The 15,433-nt window shown below is 60.6% G+C and carries 21 protein-coding genes; 10 read left to right on the top strand and 11 right to left on the bottom strand.

Annotation, left to right across the window (positions count from 1 at the left end; all coding sequences use genetic code 11):
• Nucleotide 1: 1 nt before the first annotated feature.
• A complete protein-coding gene (locus AC4PR2_RS08945) occupies nt 2-238 on the bottom strand; it encodes a DUF1656 domain-containing protein (protein ID WP_004931303.1) in 237 nt (78 codons plus the stop codon).
• 180 nt (nt 239-418) lie between these two features.
• Here AC4PR2_RS08945 and slyA point away from each other — a divergent pair, with 180 nt between their 5' ends.
• Nucleotides 419-850, top strand: coding sequence for a transcriptional regulator SlyA (gene slyA / locus AC4PR2_RS08940; RefSeq protein ID WP_038874827.1), 432 nt, complete (start codon nt 419-421; stop codon nt 848-850).
• 92 nt (nt 851-942) lie between these two features.
• Here the strand turns inward: slyA and AC4PR2_RS08935 are convergent, their stop codons facing one another.
• Complete coding sequence (locus tag AC4PR2_RS08935; protein WP_025159710.1) at nt 943-1,407, bottom strand: outer membrane lipoprotein; 465 nt, start codon at nt 1,405-1,407, stop codon at nt 943-945.
• Between the two features lie 362 nt (nt 1,408-1,769).
• On the opposite strand from AC4PR2_RS08935, the gene anmK reads away from it, so the two are divergent.
• The 5 genes from anmK (at nt 1,770) to pdxY (ending at nt 6,339) form a co-directional block, all read left to right on the top strand.
• Nucleotides 1,770-2,891 carry an anhydro-N-acetylmuramic acid kinase gene (gene anmK / locus AC4PR2_RS08930; RefSeq protein WP_060419157.1) on the top strand — a complete coding sequence of 374 codons (1,122 nt, stop codon included), beginning with the start codon at nt 1,770-1,772 and terminating at the stop codon, nt 2,889-2,891.
• Between the two features lie 45 nt (nt 2,892-2,936).
• On the top strand, nt 2,937-3,239 hold the full coding sequence (locus AC4PR2_RS08925) for an MliC family protein (RefSeq protein WP_004931294.1): 303 nt from the start codon (nt 2,937-2,939) through the stop codon (nt 3,237-3,239).
• Between the two features lie 88 nt (nt 3,240-3,327).
• Nucleotides 3,328-3,981 carry a pyridoxamine 5'-phosphate oxidase gene (gene pdxH, locus AC4PR2_RS08920; protein WP_049201958.1) on the top strand — a complete coding sequence of 218 codons (654 nt, stop codon included), beginning with the start codon at nt 3,328-3,330 and terminating at the stop codon, nt 3,979-3,981.
• Between the two features lie 139 nt (nt 3,982-4,120).
• Nucleotides 4,121-5,395 (top strand): tyrosine--tRNA ligase, encoded by a 1,275-nt coding sequence (tyrS, locus tag AC4PR2_RS08915; RefSeq protein WP_197804170.1) that lies wholly within the window; start codon nt 4,121-4,123, stop codon nt 5,393-5,395.
• An 83-nt stretch (nt 5,396-5,478) separates the two neighbouring features.
• On the top strand, nt 5,479-6,339 hold the full coding sequence (pdxY, locus tag AC4PR2_RS08910; protein WP_443014467.1) for a pyridoxal kinase PdxY: 861 nt from the start codon (nt 5,479-5,481) through the stop codon (nt 6,337-6,339).
• 40 nt (nt 6,340-6,379) lie between these two features.
• Here the strand turns inward: pdxY and gstA are convergent, their stop codons facing one another.
• The 4 genes from gstA to AC4PR2_RS08890 form a co-directional block, all read right to left on the bottom strand.
• Nucleotides 6,380-6,985 carry a glutathione transferase GstA gene (gene gstA / locus AC4PR2_RS08905; RefSeq protein ID WP_038874842.1) on the bottom strand — a complete coding sequence of 202 codons (606 nt, stop codon included), beginning with the start codon at nt 6,983-6,985 and terminating at the stop codon, nt 6,380-6,382.
• A 92-nt stretch (nt 6,986-7,077) separates the two neighbouring features.
• Nucleotides 7,078-7,962, bottom strand: a complete 885-nt coding sequence (gene dapA, locus AC4PR2_RS08900; RefSeq protein ID WP_049273328.1) for a 4-hydroxy-tetrahydrodipicolinate synthase — start codon at nt 7,960-7,962, stop codon at nt 7,078-7,080.
• 361 nt (nt 7,963-8,323) lie between these two features.
• Nucleotides 8,324-8,587, bottom strand: a complete 264-nt coding sequence (locus tag AC4PR2_RS08895) for a YjbD family protein (protein ID WP_004938373.1) — start codon at nt 8,585-8,587, stop codon at nt 8,324-8,326.
• Between the two features lie 95 nt (nt 8,588-8,682).
• Entirely contained in the window at nt 8,683-9,378 is a 696-nt protein-coding gene (locus AC4PR2_RS08890; protein ID WP_050596009.1) for an HD domain-containing protein, read from the bottom strand.
• Nucleotides 9,379-9,579: 201 nt separating this feature from the next.
• Here AC4PR2_RS08890 and AC4PR2_RS08885 point away from each other — a divergent pair, with 201 nt between their 5' ends.
• Nucleotides 9,580-9,972: a nuclear transport factor 2 family protein gene (locus AC4PR2_RS08885; protein WP_492175043.1), complete on the top strand. Its 393-nt coding sequence runs from the start codon at nt 9,580-9,582 to the stop codon at nt 9,970-9,972.
• Here AC4PR2_RS08885 and AC4PR2_RS08880 read toward each other — a convergent pair.
• Nucleotides 9,969-10,238 (bottom strand): hypothetical protein, encoded by a 270-nt coding sequence (locus AC4PR2_RS08880; RefSeq protein ID WP_004938382.1) that lies wholly within the window; start codon nt 10,236-10,238, stop codon nt 9,969-9,971. The two genes, AC4PR2_RS08885 and AC4PR2_RS08880, sit on opposite strands and share 4 nt — an antisense overlap.
• A gap of 276 nt (nt 10,239-10,514) precedes the next feature.
• Between AC4PR2_RS08880 and AC4PR2_RS08875 the strand changes: the two genes are divergently transcribed.
• Nucleotides 10,515-10,895, top strand: coding sequence for a nuclear transport factor 2 family protein (locus AC4PR2_RS08875; protein WP_492175042.1), 381 nt, complete (start codon nt 10,515-10,517; stop codon nt 10,893-10,895).
• A gap of 7 nt (nt 10,896-10,902) precedes the next feature.
• Here AC4PR2_RS08875 and AC4PR2_RS08870 read toward each other — a convergent pair whose 3' ends face one another.
• On the bottom strand, nt 10,903-11,283 hold the full coding sequence (locus AC4PR2_RS08870) for a RidA family protein (protein WP_038874872.1): 381 nt from the start codon (nt 11,281-11,283) through the stop codon (nt 10,903-10,905).
• A gap of 182 nt (nt 11,284-11,465) precedes the next feature.
• On the opposite strand from AC4PR2_RS08870, the gene AC4PR2_RS08865 reads away from it, so the two are divergent.
• Entirely contained in the window at nt 11,466-12,320 is an 855-nt protein-coding gene (locus AC4PR2_RS08865; protein WP_060419154.1) for an aminoglycoside phosphotransferase family protein, read from the top strand.
• Here AC4PR2_RS08865 and AC4PR2_RS08860 read toward each other — a convergent pair.
• The 3 genes from AC4PR2_RS08860 to AC4PR2_RS08850 form a co-directional block, all read right to left on the bottom strand.
• The gene (locus AC4PR2_RS08860; protein WP_048233594.1) at nt 12,285-12,788 is read right to left on the bottom strand and encodes a cupin domain-containing protein; all 504 of its coding nucleotides are present in this window, start codon (nt 12,786-12,788) and stop codon (nt 12,285-12,287) included. The genes AC4PR2_RS08865 and AC4PR2_RS08860 overlap by 36 nt on opposite strands.
• Before the next feature lie 24 nt (nt 12,789-12,812).
• The gene (locus tag AC4PR2_RS08855; protein WP_337046723.1) at nt 12,813-13,478 is read right to left on the bottom strand and encodes an O-methyltransferase; all 666 of its coding nucleotides are present in this window, start codon (nt 13,476-13,478) and stop codon (nt 12,813-12,815) included.
• Between the two features lie 86 nt (nt 13,479-13,564).
• Nucleotides 13,565-14,752, bottom strand: a complete 1,188-nt coding sequence (locus AC4PR2_RS08850) for a benzoate/H(+) symporter BenE family transporter (protein ID WP_197658835.1) — start codon at nt 14,750-14,752, stop codon at nt 13,565-13,567.
• 115 nt (nt 14,753-14,867) lie between these two features.
• Between AC4PR2_RS08850 and AC4PR2_RS08845 the strand changes: the two genes are divergently transcribed.
• Nucleotides 14,868-15,431 carry a helix-turn-helix domain-containing protein gene (locus AC4PR2_RS08845; RefSeq protein WP_033638405.1) on the top strand — a complete coding sequence of 188 codons (564 nt, stop codon included), beginning with the start codon at nt 14,868-14,870 and terminating at the stop codon, nt 15,429-15,431.
• Nucleotides 15,432-15,433 lie beyond the last annotated feature (2 nt).

Below are 15,433 nucleotides of genomic sequence, written 5' to 3'. Positions count from 1 at the left end.
GTTACCAACTCGCTAAAATCCATAAGGAACCGCTGACGGTCAGAACGAAAATGGACAGGTCCATCAACATGGGATGCCAGATTTCACCGGAATACATCCAGTCTCTCAGCAGCTGATGAATCAGCAGCCATAAGACCAGTCCTAGTAAAAAAGCTTTAAATATAGGTGGAAAATAAAGCGATGCCCCCAGGACCAAATCGGGTAAGGGGGATGAGGTGTGTAACCATGATGTATTCACATTAACAATCCCTAAGGGTGAATATGTTGAATATTTGCATAACGATTAAACAATAGCGGCTAAAAATAGTGGCTATTTCCACAATATACATTATATACATTTGTGTTTTTAATGTGAGTTACCCAAAATAGTCTAAACTCTGGGAGGTAATGTTAGCATGCTAATTATAAGGAGGGGGAAGTGGAGTCAACATTAGGTTCAGATTTAGCACGATTAGTTCGTGTTTGGCGCGCGCTCATCGATCATCGGCTCAAGCCGTTGGAGCTGACCCAAACGCACTGGGTCACTTTGCACAATATCAATCGCTTGCCGCCGGAGCAGTCGCAAATCCAGCTGGCCAAGGCGATCGGTATCGAGCAACCATCACTGGTTCGCACGCTGGACCAACTGGAGGAGAAGGGGCTGATCACGCGCCACACCTGTGCCAACGATCGCCGCGCGAAGCGCATCAAGCTGACCGACGCGGCCGATCCGATCATCAGGGAAGTGGACAGTGTGATCACGTCGACACGCAGTGAGATTTTAAGCGGCATTACCGCCGACGAAGTGCATCTGTTGGTAGGGCTGATTGGCAAGTTAGAACAAAATATCACCGAACTGCAGAACAAATAATAATATTCTTATTTTCTACGATTACAGTTTCACAGCATCAGAAATAAAACCGGAGGCGATTGCCTCCGGTTTGCCGTTTGTCGCCGACTGACTTACAGCGGAGAGACGGTGATGGTGTCGCCCATGCGCGCCATGCGCACGCGCTGGCCTGGGCTGAACTTGGTGTCGCCCGCTTTCTGTACCACCACGATGTTCTCTTTCTGGTCGGTTTTGATTTCCAGCTCGTAGCCTGAGGTACGGCCGGCCACTTCACCGATGCTGTTGCCCGCCGCGCCGCCGGCGATGGCGCCCGCCGCGGTAGCCAGCGTGCGGCCGGTGCCGCCGCCTACGGTGTTACCCAACAGGCCGCCAATCACCGCGCCGCCGATCATCCCCAAGGCGTTGGAGCCTTCGCCGCCCTGGATTTTAACCGGACGCACGGAAACCAGCGTCCCGTAGGTGACGTTCTGCACCTGCTTGGCCTGCGAGGACGAGTAGACATCGCCGGACATGGATTCATTGGCACAGCCGGCCAGCGTAACGGCGGCGACGGCAACGACGAGAAGACGCTTGATCATACAAAACTCCTGATGGTAGTAGTCCATAACCTGGCAATGCTCTCCAGGCAAGATTCAGTGAAAATGATAGACAAAGTATGGCTGAAAGTTGACACACCGCCATGCTCCATCGCTGCACGCAGCTTAACTTTTCTCTGTTCAACCAATAATAAACCGCGGTTTACCTTTATGACAGCCTTGGCGACATTCCGTTGCCTGTTATGGCACGGTTTAACACATTACATGTGCCACAGCGGCGCCGGGAGGCGGTGTCTGGCTCACGGCCTGTAAAAAAAGCATCATAATTCATGGCGTTAATCCGGCAATTCTGGTTTATTTGTCAGGATAAAATTTGCTTACCGCGCGGGTTAGAGGATGTTGCTATGAAGTCAGGCCGCTATATAGGCGTCATGTCCGGCACCAGTCTGGACGGAATCGATGTGGTATTGGCCGCGATCGACGATCGCATGGTGGCGCAGCAGGCCAGCTATAGCCACCCGATGCCGATGGCGCTGAAAAAAGAGATTCTGGGCATGTGCCAGGGGCAGCAGACCACGTTGGCGGCCGTCGGCCGGCTGGACGCTCAACTGGGCACGCTGTTCGGCGAGGCGGTGCTCGGCTTGCTGAAGCAAACCGGCATCGACGCTGAGCAGATCACCGCCATCGGTTGCCACGGCCAGACGGTGTGGCACGAACCGGAAGGCGACGCGCGTTTCTCGATGCAGCTCGGCGATAACAACCGCATCGCCGCGCTGACCAATATCACCACCGTCGGCGATTTCCGCCGGCGCGACATGGCCTACGGCGGGCAGGGCGCGCCGCTGGTGCCAGCGTTTCATCAGGCGTTGCTGGGGCATCCCGTCGAGAGGCGCATGGTGCTGAACGTCGGCGGCATCGCCAACCTTTCTCTGCTGTTGCCCGGTACGCCGGTGCGCGGTTTCGATACCGGGCCGGGCAACATGCTGATGGACGCCTGGGTGTGGCGCCACCGTGCGCAGCCTTACGATCAGGACGGCGGCTGGGCCATGCAGGGGCGGATTTGTTTACCGCTGTTGCAGCAGATGCTGGCGGATCCTTACTTTGCGCTGCCGGCGCCGAAAAGCACCGGCCGCGAGTATTTCAATATCGCCTGGCTGGAGCGGCAGCTGGCCGGATTGCCGGCGATGGCGCCGGTCGACGTGCAGGCCACGCTCACGGAACTGACCGCCGTCAGCATCAGCGAACAGGTGCTGCTGGCCGGCGGGTGCGAGCGCCTGCTGGTGTGCGGCGGCGGGGCGCGCAACGTGCTGCTGATGGCGCGCCTGTCTGCGCTGCTGCCGGGGACGGAGGTCGGGCTGACCGACGATTTCGGCGTCAGCGGCGACGACATGGAGGCGCTGGCCTTCGCCTGGCTGGCGTTTCGCACGCTGTCCGGCCAGGCCGGCAACCTGCCTTCGGTGACCGGCGCCAGCCGTGAAACGGTGTTGGGTGGGATTTATCCGGTTTTGCCATTGGGGGCCCGTTAGCTCTGTTAGGATAGCCTGTGAAGGATTTTTCTAAGGAGCAACAGCATGAAAAAAGTCATTTTCGTCGCCGGCGCGCTGGCGCTGTCCGGCTGCAGCTACATCCTGCCGCAAAGCAGCCAGACGATGCACTACCAGTGCGGCACTACGCCGCTGACGGTGGCGCTCGACGGCAAGGCGAGCGAAGTCAGCCTGCTGATGGATGGCGAACAGCTGCATCTCAAGCAGGTGCTGGCGCTGACCGGTGCCAAATACAGCGACGGCAAATACACTTTTTGGTCGAAAGACCGTAACGCCTATCTTGAGCGCAACGGCAAGGTAGTCATGAGCGACTGCGTGTTGACGGAGTGACGGTCGGCGGCGGCGTCGGAGCGATTGAGTTCCTGGCGCCGCAGGCGCAGAATGTAACGACGGATTTTTCAGTTGGTCGATAACCCAGATGATTGAAAAGAATGAGTTTGATGTTGCGGACCTGCGCCGTGAATACACCCGAGGCGGCCTACGCCGCAACGATCTGACCGCCAATCCGCTCGAACTGTTCGAGCGTTGGCTGAAACAGGCCTGCGACGCCCGCCTGGCCGATCCTACCGCCATGTGCGTCGCGACCGTCGACGAACACGGCCAGCCTTATCAACGCATCGTGCTGCTCAAGCATTTCGATGAGCAGGGGCTGGTGTTCTACACCAACCTCGGCAGCCGCAAGGCGCAGCAGCTGGCGCACAACCCGCATATCAGCCTGCTGTTCCCCTGGCACATGCTCGATCGCCAGGTGATTTTCCTCGGCCAGGTGGAGCGTCTGTCGACCCTCGACGTGCTGAAGTATTTCAACAGTCGCCCGAAAGACAGCCAGATCGGCGCCTGGGTATCGCAGCAATCTTCGCGCATTTCCGCGCGCGGCGTGCTGGAAAGCAAATTCCTCGAGCTGAAGCAGAAGTTCCAGCAGGGCGAGGTGCCGTTGCCGAGTTTCTGGGGCGGATTCCGCGTAAAATTCGACTCCGTCGAGTTCTGGCAGGGCGGCGCCCATCGCCTGCATGACCGTTTCCTGTATCAGCGGGACGGGAATGACTGGAAAATTGACCGACTGGCACCCTGAAGACGGAAAATCCCCTCTAAGCGCTGGTGCTGACGCCGCCGGCGCTTTATTCTATGCGCTACCCTGAATTTTTTATTTCGCCACTGGGCGAAAGGCCGTGTACCGGCAAAGGTGCATTCGTTTATACATGGAGTCATTGATGGCAAGCAGCAACTTGATTAAACAACTGCAAGAGCGGGGCCTCGTTGCCCAGGTTACGGATGAGGAAGCGTTAGCGGAGCGACTGGCGCAAGGGCCAATTGCACTGTATTGCGGTTTCGATCCGACCGCTGACAGCTTGCATTTGGGCCATCTGGTTCCTCTGTTGTGCCTGAAGCGCTTCCAGCTGGCCGGCCACAAGCCGGTCGCACTGGTGGGCGGCGCCACCGGCCTCATCGGCGATCCGAGCTTCAAAGCGGCGGAGCGCAAGCTGAACACCATCGATACGGTGAACGAGTGGGTCGAGAAGATCCGCAAGCAGGTTTCTCCGTTCCTCGATTTCGACTGCGGCAGCAACAGCGCCATCGCGGCCAACAACTACGACTGGTTCGGCGGCATGAACGTGCTGACCTTCCTGCGTGACATCGGCAAGCACTTCTCCGTCAACCAGATGATCAATAAGGAAGCGGTTAAGCAGCGCCTGAATCGCGACGACTCCGGCATCTCCTTCACCGAGTTTTCCTATAACCTGCTACAGGGCTTCGATTTCTCCGAGCTGTACAACCGCCACCAGGTGGAGCTGCAGATCGGCGGTTCCGATCAGTGGGGCAACATCACCTCGGGTATCGATCTGACGCGTCGCCAGCACCAGAAGCAGGTGTTCGGTCTGACCGTGCCGTTGATCACCAAAGCAGACGGCACCAAGTTCGGCAAAACCGAAGGCGGCGCGGTCTGGCTGGCGCCGGAAAAAACCAGCCCGTACAAGTTCTACCAGTTCTGGATCAACACCGCCGATGCCGACGTTTACCGCTTCCTGAAGTTCTTCACCTTCATGAGCCTGGAAGACATCAACGCGCTGGAAGAAGAAGACAAGAACAGCGGCAAGGCGCCACGCGCCCAGTACGTGCTGGCGGAAGAAGTGACCGGCATGGTGCACGGTGCGGAAGGCCTGGCGGCCGCGAAGCGCATCACCCAGAGCCTGTTCTCCGGCGCGCTGCACGACATGACCGAAGCGGACTTCGCCCAGCTGGCGCAGGACGGCATGCCGACCATCAAACTGGATGGCGACGCCGATCTGCAGCAGGCGTTGGTGAATGCCGAACTGGTGCCGTCACGCGGCCAGGCGCGCACCATGATCGGTTCCAACGCGGTGACCATCAACGGCGAGAAGCAGTCCGATGCCGAATACCGCTTCAGCGATTCAGACCGTCTGTTCGGCCGCTACACGCTGCTGCGCCGCGGCAAGAAACACTACTGCCTGGTGGATTGGCAATAACGAATAATGACGGTAAGGGGCCCTGGCGGCCCCTTTATTTTTGGGCAGCCGCCCGGCTGCCGTATTCCGAACGAGTTCTGTCGATGAAAAACATTCTTTCTATCCAGTCGCACGTGGTGTTTGGTCACGCCGGCAACAGTGCGGCGGAGTTCCCGATGCGCCGCATGGGCGTCAACGTCTGGCCGCTAAACACGGTGCAGTTCTCCAACCATACGCAATACGGTCAGTGGACCGGCTGCGTCATGCCGGCCAGCCACCTGACCGAGATCGCGCAGGGCATTGCCAATATCGATCAGCTGAAGTGCTGTGATGCGGTGTTGAGTGGCTATATCGGTTCGCCGGAGCAGGGTGACCATATTCTGGAGATCGTGCGTCAGGTTAAGCAGGCGAACCCGAATGCCTGGTATTTCTGCGATCCGGTGATGGGGCATCCGGAAAAGGGCTGCATCGTGGCGCCGGGCGTGGCCGAGTTTCACTGCCGCCAGGCGCTGCCGTGCAGCGACATGATGGCGCCGAACCTGCTGGAATTGGAGATGCTGAGCCAGATGGCCGTCGCCGACGTGGCCGATGCGGTGCAGGCCGCCCGCGCGCTGATCGGCAAAGGGCCGCGGCTGGTGCTGGTCAAGCACCTGGCCCGCGCCGGCTATCATGCCGACTGTTTCGAAATGCTGCTGGTGACGGCGGACGAGGCCTGGCACATCAGCCGGCCGCTGGTGGACTTCGGCGCGCGTCAGCCGGTCGGCGTCGGCGATTTGACCAGCGGTCTGCTGCTGGTGGATCTGCTGAAGGGCGAGGCGCTGGATAAAGCGCTGGAGCACGTCACCGCCGCCGTGTATGAGGTGATGCTGACCACGCAGGAGATGGGCGAGTACGAACTGCAGGTGGTGGCGGCGCAGGATCGGATCGTGCAGCCGCGCAGCGAGTTCAAAGCGGTCAAACTGTAAGTGGCATTCGGCCCCGGCGACAGTCGCCGGGGCCCGATGTTTACTTCAATCCTTCGGCGTTCAGCGCCGCATCTACCGCCGGGCGCGCCGCAACGCGATCGAACCAGGCCGCCAGATGGGCGTGCTTGCGCACGTCGAACTGCAGGGCAAACGCCCAACGCAACACGGTGAACAGGTAGGCGTCAGCCACGCTGAAACGGCTTCCCAACAGGAAATGCTGCTTCGCCAGCACCGAATCCAGATAGCTGAACTGCTGCTCCAGCTTGGCGCGCGCGATGGTTTTATATTCCTCGGGCGTTTTCGGGTTGAACAGCGGGCTGAATCCTTTGTGCAGCTCGGTGGCGATGTAGTTCAGCCATTCGATCGCGTGGTAGCGCGACAGGGTGCCCGCCGCCGGGATCAGGTTGCGGTCCGGCACGCGATCCGCCAGGTATTGCACGATCGCCACGCCCTCGGTCAGCAGGCTGCCGTCATCCAGCTGCAGCGCCGGTACCTGTCCCTTGGGATTGATGGTGAGGTAATCGGCGCCGCTCTCGGTTTTCTTCTGCGCCAGGTCGACCTTCTCCGCCGTAAAATCCAGCCCTGCCTCACGCAGCACGATATGCGGGGACAGCGAACAGGCGCCGGCTTTATAGAACAGTTTCATCGGAAGCTCCTTGTTGATGACGAATGACGGGCATGCTTAACCTCTCATCGTAGTCCCATAGCGCCAAAATTACAGCGGCTTAGCTAACAAATTTAACCGATGATCGCCTCGGCGGGCTGCAGCTGCGCCAGCGTTGCGGCGATCTGCTGCTGCAGCGCCTGCGGTGCCACCTGCATCGGCGAGCGCAGCTCGTTGGCGATAAGCCCCTGCTGGGCCAGCACCGTCTTGACCGGCGCCGGATTGGGGAAGCTGAACATCTGGTGGATCATCGGCAGCAGCTCATAGAAGTTGCTGCGCGCCGCGGCCAGATCGCCGGCGGCGACCTGCTGCGTCAGCTGAACGAAGCGTTCCGGGTGAACATGGGCCGCGGCGGAAATGGCGCCGGTGCCGCCGAGGCACAGCGTGGTGAGGATCAGATTGTCTTCCCCGGTCATCACATCGATCTCGCCGTCGGCGATCAGCGCCATGGTGGCGTCAGGGTTGCCGCCGCAGTCCTTGATGGCGGCGATGCGCGGGTGGCGTGCGAGCCGGCGCAGCGTGGCCAGCTCCATGGCGATGCCGGTGCGTTGCGGAATGTTGTACAGGATCACCGGCACGGTTGAGGCGTCGGCCAGCTGGGTGAAATAGTCGATCAGGCCGCATTGCGAAGGGCGGATGTAGTAAGGCGCCGGGATCAGCACGCCGGCGATATCGCGCAGCTGAATAGCCTGCTGCATTTGCAGCGTGGCGACCATGTTATTGCCGGACAGGCCCATCACCACCTGATGGGCGGGCGCCACGTCCAGCACGGCGTCGAGCACCGCCAGCTGTTCTTCTTTGCTCAGCGCGGCGGCTTCACCGGTGGAGCCGCAGACCACCAGACCCTCGATGCCGGCGTCGAGCAGGTGCCGCGCCAGGCGTTTCACCGCCGGCAGATCGACGGCATCGTGATTGAAAGGGGTAACCATCGCCACCCAAATACCCGAAAATGAGGCCATAAAATATTCCTTCTGTGTGACCGACAGAGAAGCCAGATGAGAAAATTGAAGGCGGGGCGTTGCGTGCCATCCAGTCAGCTCATCTGACGGGACAGCTCGCCCCGGTCAAATGAGCGTCTGTTTCTTCGATTTTACCGCCGCCAAACCGCCAATAGGCAACGCAGGCGTCATCAGAATGTCAGCGTTGCGTGGGTAGGCCATAGCGGTCTCGCGAAAAGGGGAAGTGGGGTGATAATGAATAGTCTTCATCAGGCTGTCAATTTACAACAGATTGATAACATTGTTATTCATGATTCGTCGGCGGGAATGAGTTTGGCTAATAAATAAAAATCCCCGCGGCGGCGGGGAGGGTTTGGCCGGCTCAGCGCGGCGGGCGGGAGCCGATGGTGGCGGACCAGCTGAAGGTGTCGCCGCTCGGCCGGTAGCGGTTGGCCTTGCGTTCTGCACGCTCCGCCTTGGCGAGCTTCGCTCTGGCGGCCATGATGCGCGCCACCACTTCATCCTTGACCTTGTGCTGTTCGGCGTTGGTCAGTGGCCGCCCATGGCTTTTGCGCGCCTTGTCCAGTTCGGTTTTCACTTCCCGCTGTTCGCTTTCCGTCATCTCTTTCAACGTCAACTTTTTCATCTGTGCCGCCCGTTCGGTGAAGTTGACTTACAGTTTAGCGGCGTTATGTGACCGAAAATGTTATGGGCATAACGAAAATACCCGGTAAGCCGGCATTACACCTCTTCCAGCAGATCGTCGACAAAGCGCCGCATGCGTTCGGTGCGCAGTTCGGCCATGTGCCGCCCGGCGGCGGTCTGGAAGCCGTCTTGCAGTTTGAACAGCTTGGTTTCGAAGTGGTCCAGGCTGAAACGCTTGTCGTCATATTGACGATGCTCGGCCCGCGGATCGGCGGCGTCATACAGCGCGCTGCGCATGCGGCCGCCGATATAGAAGCAGCGCGCCACGCCGATAAGACCGATGGCGTCGAGGCGATCGGCATCCTGCAGGATCTTCGCCTCCAGCGTTTGCGGGGGGATGCCGGCGGAAAAACTGTGCGCTTCGATGGCGTGAGCCACCGCCGCGATATCCGCCGGCGCCCATTCCAGCCGGGTCAGCGTCAACGTGGCTTGCTCCGCCGCCATGCGCGAGGCCAAATGGCGCTGCGGCGAATTTTTTTCCACCGCGACGGCGTCGTGCAGCAGCACCGCCGCGCAGAGAATGCGCCGGTCGCCGCCTTCCAGCTTGCTGATTCGGCGGCAGTTCTTCCAGACCCGGTGCAGGTGCGCGACGTCATGCGAACCGTCGTCCGACTCGAGGGTAAGCGGCAGCAACGTTTGCGCCAGCGCCTGGTAGGGTGAGAAAGGTTGTAACAGCTCTTGCGTCAGCGAAGGTAAAGACACGTTCAGCTCCTGTTGGGGGAAATCGGTCAATCAGCATAGCCGCGCCGGATGCCGGGAGAATGACAGTAAAACGGCTATTGTTTACTAAAGTGCAACCCACTATTGTCATAACTGCGGTTTTTGCAGCGAAACAAGCAACCTAGAATAGCTGCATTCCGCCGTCTCCGCTTGGTGAGAGCCTGTGTCCGCGGAGATGGCCGGAATATCCTCATCAGCCATTGGAGAAGAGACATGCCAACCCCTCTTGAGATAGTGCGCGCAACCTATGAAGGCAGTTCCGAAGAAAACGGCCGTAATCTGCTGGCGGCGCTGGCCCCCGATGCCGAGTGGACCGAAGCCGCCGGTTTCCCCTATGCCGGTACCTATATCGGCCCGGAAAATAATATCAAGAACGTGCATCAGCGCCTGGGCAGCGAATGGCAAGGCTACCGCGCCGATGTCGACCACTTTTACGACGCCGGCGACAATGTGATCGCGCAAGGTTTTTATCACGGCACCTACCGTGCCACCGGCAAATCCTTCAGCGCCTCTTTTGCGCATATTTATACGCTGCGCGCCGGCAAAATCGTGAAGTTCGTGCAGATTGTCGACAGCGCTAAAGTGCTGGAAGCGATGCAGCCTTAATCGCCGCTGCGCTTGCCGAATTTGCGGTCGAACTCGCGCCGGTAACCCCGGGCCTTGTTGCGATCGCGGATCCACAGATAGCCGCACACCAGCGCAACCGCTCCCGAGAAGGTGACGTTGCGCATATCCCGGTCATACCAAAACACCAGCAGCGCATCCAGCGCCGCAATCAGCGCGATCCATTTATACATATGGGATTGACGCCGCGTGGCGGCGTTGAGTCGCTTTAACTGTCTGGCTTCGTCCAACACCGGCTTTTGCTGCATAGCATTTCGTTATCATCAGGCTGTTCACGCTAAATTAACAGAATTTCCCTCACCGTCGCAAAGATTAACGCGCGGTGCCATGCGGTTTTCACCGCCCCTGGCGCGGCGCAGAAAATTTGTGCGCGGGTGCTTGAATTGTCCATTGGGCGTGGTAGGTTATTTATTCGCTATTTTTGGGTTTTTATTCAATTCTCGCCGTGTCATCAAGCTGCAGCACTGGGCGGTTAACGTGTTGGGTTCGATACATGCGGCGGTTAACTTCGGCAGGAGGATGTGATGAACGATAAAACGGCACGCCCGCAGGATGTGGTTCAACAACAGCTTGACGCCTATAACGCCCGCGACATCGACGCCTTCATGGCCTGCTGGGCGGACGACGCGCAGTATTACGAACATCCCGACACGCTGCTGGCCAGCGGCAAGGCGGCGATCCGCGAACGGCATCTGGTGCGTTTCCAGGAGCCGAGTCTGTACGGCGAACGGATAAAACGCATGGCGGTGGGGAACATGGTGGTCAATCAGGAAGTGGTGACGCGCAACTTCCCGCAGGGGCGCGGCAAAATGGATGTCATCGCCATCTACGAAGTGGAACAGGGGCAGATCGCCAAAGCCTGGTTCAAGATCGGCCCCTGCGTGCCGGATGAGGGCGCGCTCTAGCCGCGCATTATTGCAACGCCATTACCGCCTCTATCTCTACGCACACCTGCGGTGAGAACAACGCGCTGACCGCCACCAATGAACAGGCCGGCAGCGCGCCATCGAAATAGTCAAACAGCACCGGGCGCACCCCCGCCAGATCGGCAATGTCGGTCAGGAACACGCTGATTTTAATCAATGCCTTGAGATTCACGCCTTCGCTGGCGGCGATGGTCGCCAGCTGTTCGAGGATCTCCTGCGTCTGTTCCGGCGCGCTCAAGCCTTGCGCGTCGGTGGCGAAGGCCGTCAATCCCGACACGTACAGGCGATCGCCGTGGCGCACCGCATGCACATAGGGGCCGCCCGGCGTAGGCAACTGCGGATAATTCGTGCGTTTTAATGATGTCATGATCAAACCCCGCGCAAGACCGGTTAATAAAATCGACAAACTTGGTTAGGATACTGAGGAAACGGCGGCCAGACGCCGCACACCGATGATATCTGAGAGTATCATCCCTCTTTATTTTATACGTCGTCTCTCACGCGAATGTGACAGTGCGGCGCAGATCGGCCACAAGGACGCATGAGACGATGAACCCGCTTTTTACTCCCTACCTGCAACGCTGGCAACTGGAACAGGACGGCAAAGCCTTCGAAACCCACAGCAGCCTGCTGATGCCGGTGCGTTACCGGGGCGAGGCGGCTATGTTGAAGATCGCTCGCGAGCAGGAAGAGCGCTTCGGCGGCCAGCTGATGTGCTGGTGGCGCGGGGAAGGCGCCGCGCAGGTGCTGGCGTGGCACGACGACGGCATTCTGCTGGAGCGCGCGCAGGGTGAAGGTTCGCTGGCGCAGCTGGTGCGTGACGGCGACGATGAGCAGGCCACGCAGATCCTTTGTCGGGCGATCGCCGCGTTGCATGCGCCGCGTGCCGCGCCGTTGCCCGAGCTGATCCCGCTGCAGGAGTGGTTCAGCTCGCTGTGGCCGGCGGCACAGGCGCACGGCGGCATGCTGCGTCTCAGCGCCACGACGGCGGCGGAGCTGCTGAGCAGCCCGCGAGAAGAAAGCGTGCTGCACGGCGATATCCACCATGACAACGTGCTGGACTTCGGCGAACGCGGCTGGCTGGCGATCGATCCCAAGCGCTTGTACGGCGAACGGGGCTTCGATTACGCCAATATCTTCTGTAATCCCAACTACGGCATCGCCACCGATCCGGCCATTTTCCAGCGGCGCGTGGAACAGGTCTGTCGCTTGGCCGGGCTGGAGCGCCGCCGCTTGCTGCAATGGATCCTGGCCTGGTCGGGGCTTTCCGCCGCCTGGTTTATGGAAGACGGGCAGGCGGCGGATATCGACTTCCGCGTGGCCGAGCTGGCGGCGCGCGCATTGGATCTCCCGCTCCCGGACGGCGATTCAGGGTTCATCCTGCCAGTAATCGAGCGAGGTTGAAGGGCGCTGCAGGTAGCGTACCTGCTCGCCGTCTGCGCTGCGCGCCATCGCCTGGTATTTGCCGGAATCCGGGTACATCACCAGCTCCGGCTGCTCGCGCGTGCTGACGGACAGGTACTTCAGCGGCGCATCGGAGGTGTTGATGATCTGGTGCGGGTATTCCGGGCCCGGCGGAATGAAGATGACATCCCCGCTGACGATCGGCAGCATTTCTCCGGCCACCCGCAGCGTACCGCTGCCTTCCAGAATGATGAACATTTCCTCCTGAGCGTAGTGAAAATGGTAGGGGCAGGAACGCATGCCCGGCGCCACGCAATCGAAGGAGGCGCCCAGCTTGTCGGCGGCGGTGCCGGTGCCGAGGCGAGCGCCGACGCTGTCATACAGCGGCGGCCGCCGATCGTGTTGCTTATCTACCCGTTCGACATTGCGTATCAAGCGCTGAGCTAACAGCGCGGCTTTCTCAGTCATAGGCTTCCTTGGTGACATTGTCACTTAAAAATTGACGATAGCCAGAGAAAATCCGTCCCAGCCCTTGCTGCCCACGGTTTGCAAGGCGGTGGCGGTCAAACGGGGTTCCTGCGCCATCATCGTGAAGAACTCGCGTACGCCTTGTACACGGGCGTCCGTACTGGCGGCGTCGGTGACTGCGCCATCGCGCACCACGTTGTCACCGATAATCACCGTGCCCGGGCGCGCGAGTTTAAGCGCCCAACGCAGGTAATCGGGGTTGCTGGGTTTGTCGGCGTCGATGAAGATGAGATCAAAGGGGGCCAGGGTGTGCAGCGTCGGCAGGTGAGTCATGGCGGGGCCGAAGCGCAGCTCAACCAGGCCGTCGAGACCGGCGCGAGTGATATTCCGGCGGGCGACGGCGGCGTGGCTTTCATCTGCTTCCAGCGTGATCAATTTGCCATCCGCCGGTAGCGCGCGCGCCAGCCAGATAGTGCTGTAGCCGCCCAACGTGCCGATTTCCAAAATGCGTTTGGCGTTCACCATGCGGGCGAACAGCTGCAGCAGTTTGCCCTGATTCGGTGCCACATCATGCGCCGGCAGCCCGGCGGCGGCGTTGGTCGCCAGCGCCTGCAACAGGGCATCATCTTGTTCTACCAGGCTGTCTGCGATATAGCGATCGACCTGGGACCATTGTTCCTTTTCTTTCATGTGGGCCTCGTGCGGAAATCGCAGTGTGCCCATCCAGTGAAGGCGTCACCGCCGTGCTTGTCAATGCACGGCGTGCGGTTGGCATTTTATGCTGCCGTTCCTCGCCGCGGCAGCGACAGCAGCAGGTGGGCGATGGCGCCGCCGACAATGCCCCAGAAGGCCGAACCGATGCCGAGCAGCGTGACGCCGGAGGCGGTGATGAGGAAGGCGATCAGCGCCGCGTCGCGCTGCTTTTCATCATGCAGGGCGCGTTGCAGGCTGCCGCCGATGGTGCCGAGCAGCGCCAGCCCGGCGATGGTGTGGATCAGGGCGACCGGCAACGCGCTGAACAGCAGGCCGATGGCGCCGCCGAACAGCCCGGCCAGCAGGTAGAAACCGCCGGCGGCCACCGCGCCCATATAGCGCCGCTGCGGATCGGGATGCACGTCCGACCCCATGCATATGGCGGCGGTGATCGCGGCGATGCACACCGAGAAGCCGCCGAACGGCGCCAGCAGCAACGCGGTCAGCGCCGTCCAGGCGATCAGCGGTGACGTAGGCACGCGGTAGCCCGCCGCCTGCAGCGTGGCGATGCCGGGAGCGTTCTGCGAAGCCATGGTCACCACGAAGAAGGGTACGCCGATGCCCAGCAGCGTCGGCCAGCTGAAGTGCGGCGCGATAAATTCCGGCATGGCGAACGCCGGCGCATGCTGCGTCAGCTGGATATTGCCCTGCAGCGCGGCGATCGCCAGCCCGGCCGCCAGCGTCAGCACGATGGCGTAGCGCGGTTGATAACGGCGGCTGAGCAGATAGGCCAGCCCCATGCCGGCGCTCAGAGGGAAATTGAGCTGCAGCGAAGCGAAGGCGTCCAGGCCGAAACGCAGCAGGATCCCCGCCAGCATCGCGGCGGAAATCGCCTGCGGAATGTAGTCCATCAGGCGGGCGAACAGCCCGGTGACGCCGCACAGCAGGATCAGACCGGAAGCGAAGATAAACACGCCGATCGCCTCGTTGATCGGCGTGCCGGGCAGGCTGGTGACCAGCAGCGCCGCACCGGGCGTCGACCAGGCGGTGAGGATCGGGGTACGGTAGTAAAGCGAGAGTCCGAGCGAGGTGACGCCCATCGCGATCCCCAGCGCGCTCAGCCAGCCGCCGATCTGCGCCGGCGTGGCGCCCGCAGCGGCGGCGGCCTGGAAAATGATCGCGGCGGAGCTGGTGTAACCCACCAGAACGGCGACAAAGCCGGCCATGATGGCGGGCAGGGTCAGATGGCGCAGGGAGAGGGCTGGGCGCATGAGTGGCTCCAATCGGTGATTGTGCGTTATAACGCACGTTGAGAAATCAGCATAGCACCGTGCGCTATAGCGTACAAGCGGGTATAATCGGGCTCGACACGCAGAGGAGAACTGGATGCAGGAACTTGCCGGCCATTTGGCACACACCCTTCGCACGCTGCGCGCGCAGCGCGGCTGGAGCCTGACGCAGGCGGCGGAATACACCGGCGTCAGCAAGGCGATGCTCGGGCAGATCGAACGCGGCGAATCCAGCCCGACGGTGGCGACGCTGTGGAAGATCGCCACCGGTTTCAACGTGGCGTTCTCCGCTTTTCTTGAGGCCTCCCCCGCGCAGCAGCAGGCGACGCTGCACCGCTACGGCGATCTGCCGGTGTACGATCAGGACAACGCCGATATGCGCGTGGTGCCGCTGTTTCCCTACGATCGTCAGCTGGGTTTCGATATGTTCGTCATCGATCTTGCGCCGGGCGCGCTCAGCGAGTCGTCGCCCCATGAGCCGGGCGTGATCGAGCATGTCATCGTGATCAGCGGCCGGTTGGAGTTGGCGATAGACGGCGAATGGCACAGCCTGGCCGCCGGCGAGGCGATGCGCTTTCAGGCCGATCGGCCGCACGCTTACCGCAACGCCAGTTCACAAACGGTGCGTATCCACGATCTGATCCACTATCCTCAATCCTGACT

Source organism: Serratia sp. A07, from assembly GCF_058725505.1.
This window is presented reverse-complemented; position numbering and strand designations above follow the sequence as displayed.

What these genes read in the sequence shown, in the direction of transcription:
- AC4PR2_RS08880 (WP_004938382.1), bottom strand. Translation starts at nt 10,238, where the DNA reads ATGCAGCAAAAGCCGGTGTTGGACGAAGCCAGACAGTTAAAGCGACTC.
- gstA (WP_038874842.1), bottom strand. Translation starts at nt 6,985, where the DNA reads ATGAAACTGTTCTATAAAGCCGGCGCCTGTTCGCTGTCCCCGCATATC.
- pdxH (WP_049201958.1), top strand. Translation starts at nt 3,328, where the DNA reads ATGATTGAAAAGAATGAGTTTGATGTTGCGGACCTGCGCCGTGAATAC.
- AC4PR2_RS08845 (WP_033638405.1), top strand. Translation starts at nt 14,868, where the DNA reads ATGCAGGAACTTGCCGGCCATTTGGCACACACCCTTCGCACGCTGCGC.
- tyrS (WP_197804170.1), top strand. Translation starts at nt 4,121, where the DNA reads ATGGCAAGCAGCAACTTGATTAAACAACTGCAAGAGCGGGGCCTCGTT.
- AC4PR2_RS08860 (WP_048233594.1), bottom strand. Translation starts at nt 12,788, where the DNA reads ATGACTGAGAAAGCCGCGCTGTTAGCTCAGCGCTTGATACGCAATGTC.
- AC4PR2_RS08865 (WP_060419154.1), top strand. Translation starts at nt 11,466, where the DNA reads ATGAACCCGCTTTTTACTCCCTACCTGCAACGCTGGCAACTGGAACAG.
- AC4PR2_RS08870 (WP_038874872.1), bottom strand. Translation starts at nt 11,283, where the DNA reads ATGACATCATTAAAACGCACGAATTATCCGCAGTTGCCTACGCCGGGC.
- dapA (WP_049273328.1), bottom strand. Translation starts at nt 7,962, where the DNA reads ATGGCCTCATTTTCGGGTATTTGGGTGGCGATGGTTACCCCTTTCAAT.
- AC4PR2_RS08895 (WP_004938373.1), bottom strand. Translation starts at nt 8,587, where the DNA reads ATGAAAAAGTTGACGTTGAAAGAGATGACGGAAAGCGAACAGCGGGAA.
- AC4PR2_RS08855 (WP_337046723.1), bottom strand. Translation starts at nt 13,478, where the DNA reads ATGAAAGAAAAGGAACAATGGTCCCAGGTCGATCGCTATATCGCAGAC.
- AC4PR2_RS08850 (WP_197658835.1), bottom strand. Translation starts at nt 14,752, where the DNA reads ATGCGCCCAGCCCTCTCCCTGCGCCATCTGACCCTGCCCGCCATCATG.
- AC4PR2_RS08935 (WP_025159710.1), bottom strand. Translation starts at nt 1,407, where the DNA reads ATGATCAAGCGTCTTCTCGTCGTTGCCGTCGCCGCCGTTACGCTGGCC.
- AC4PR2_RS08925 (WP_004931294.1), top strand. Translation starts at nt 2,937, where the DNA reads ATGAAAAAAGTCATTTTCGTCGCCGGCGCGCTGGCGCTGTCCGGCTGC.
- anmK (WP_060419157.1), top strand. Translation starts at nt 1,770, where the DNA reads ATGAAGTCAGGCCGCTATATAGGCGTCATGTCCGGCACCAGTCTGGAC.
- AC4PR2_RS08885 (WP_492175043.1), top strand. Translation starts at nt 9,580, where the DNA reads ATGCCAACCCCTCTTGAGATAGTGCGCGCAACCTATGAAGGCAGTTCC.
- AC4PR2_RS08875 (WP_492175042.1), top strand. Translation starts at nt 10,515, where the DNA reads ATGAACGATAAAACGGCACGCCCGCAGGATGTGGTTCAACAACAGCTT.
- pdxY (WP_443014467.1), top strand. Translation starts at nt 5,479, where the DNA reads ATGAAAAACATTCTTTCTATCCAGTCGCACGTGGTGTTTGGTCACGCC.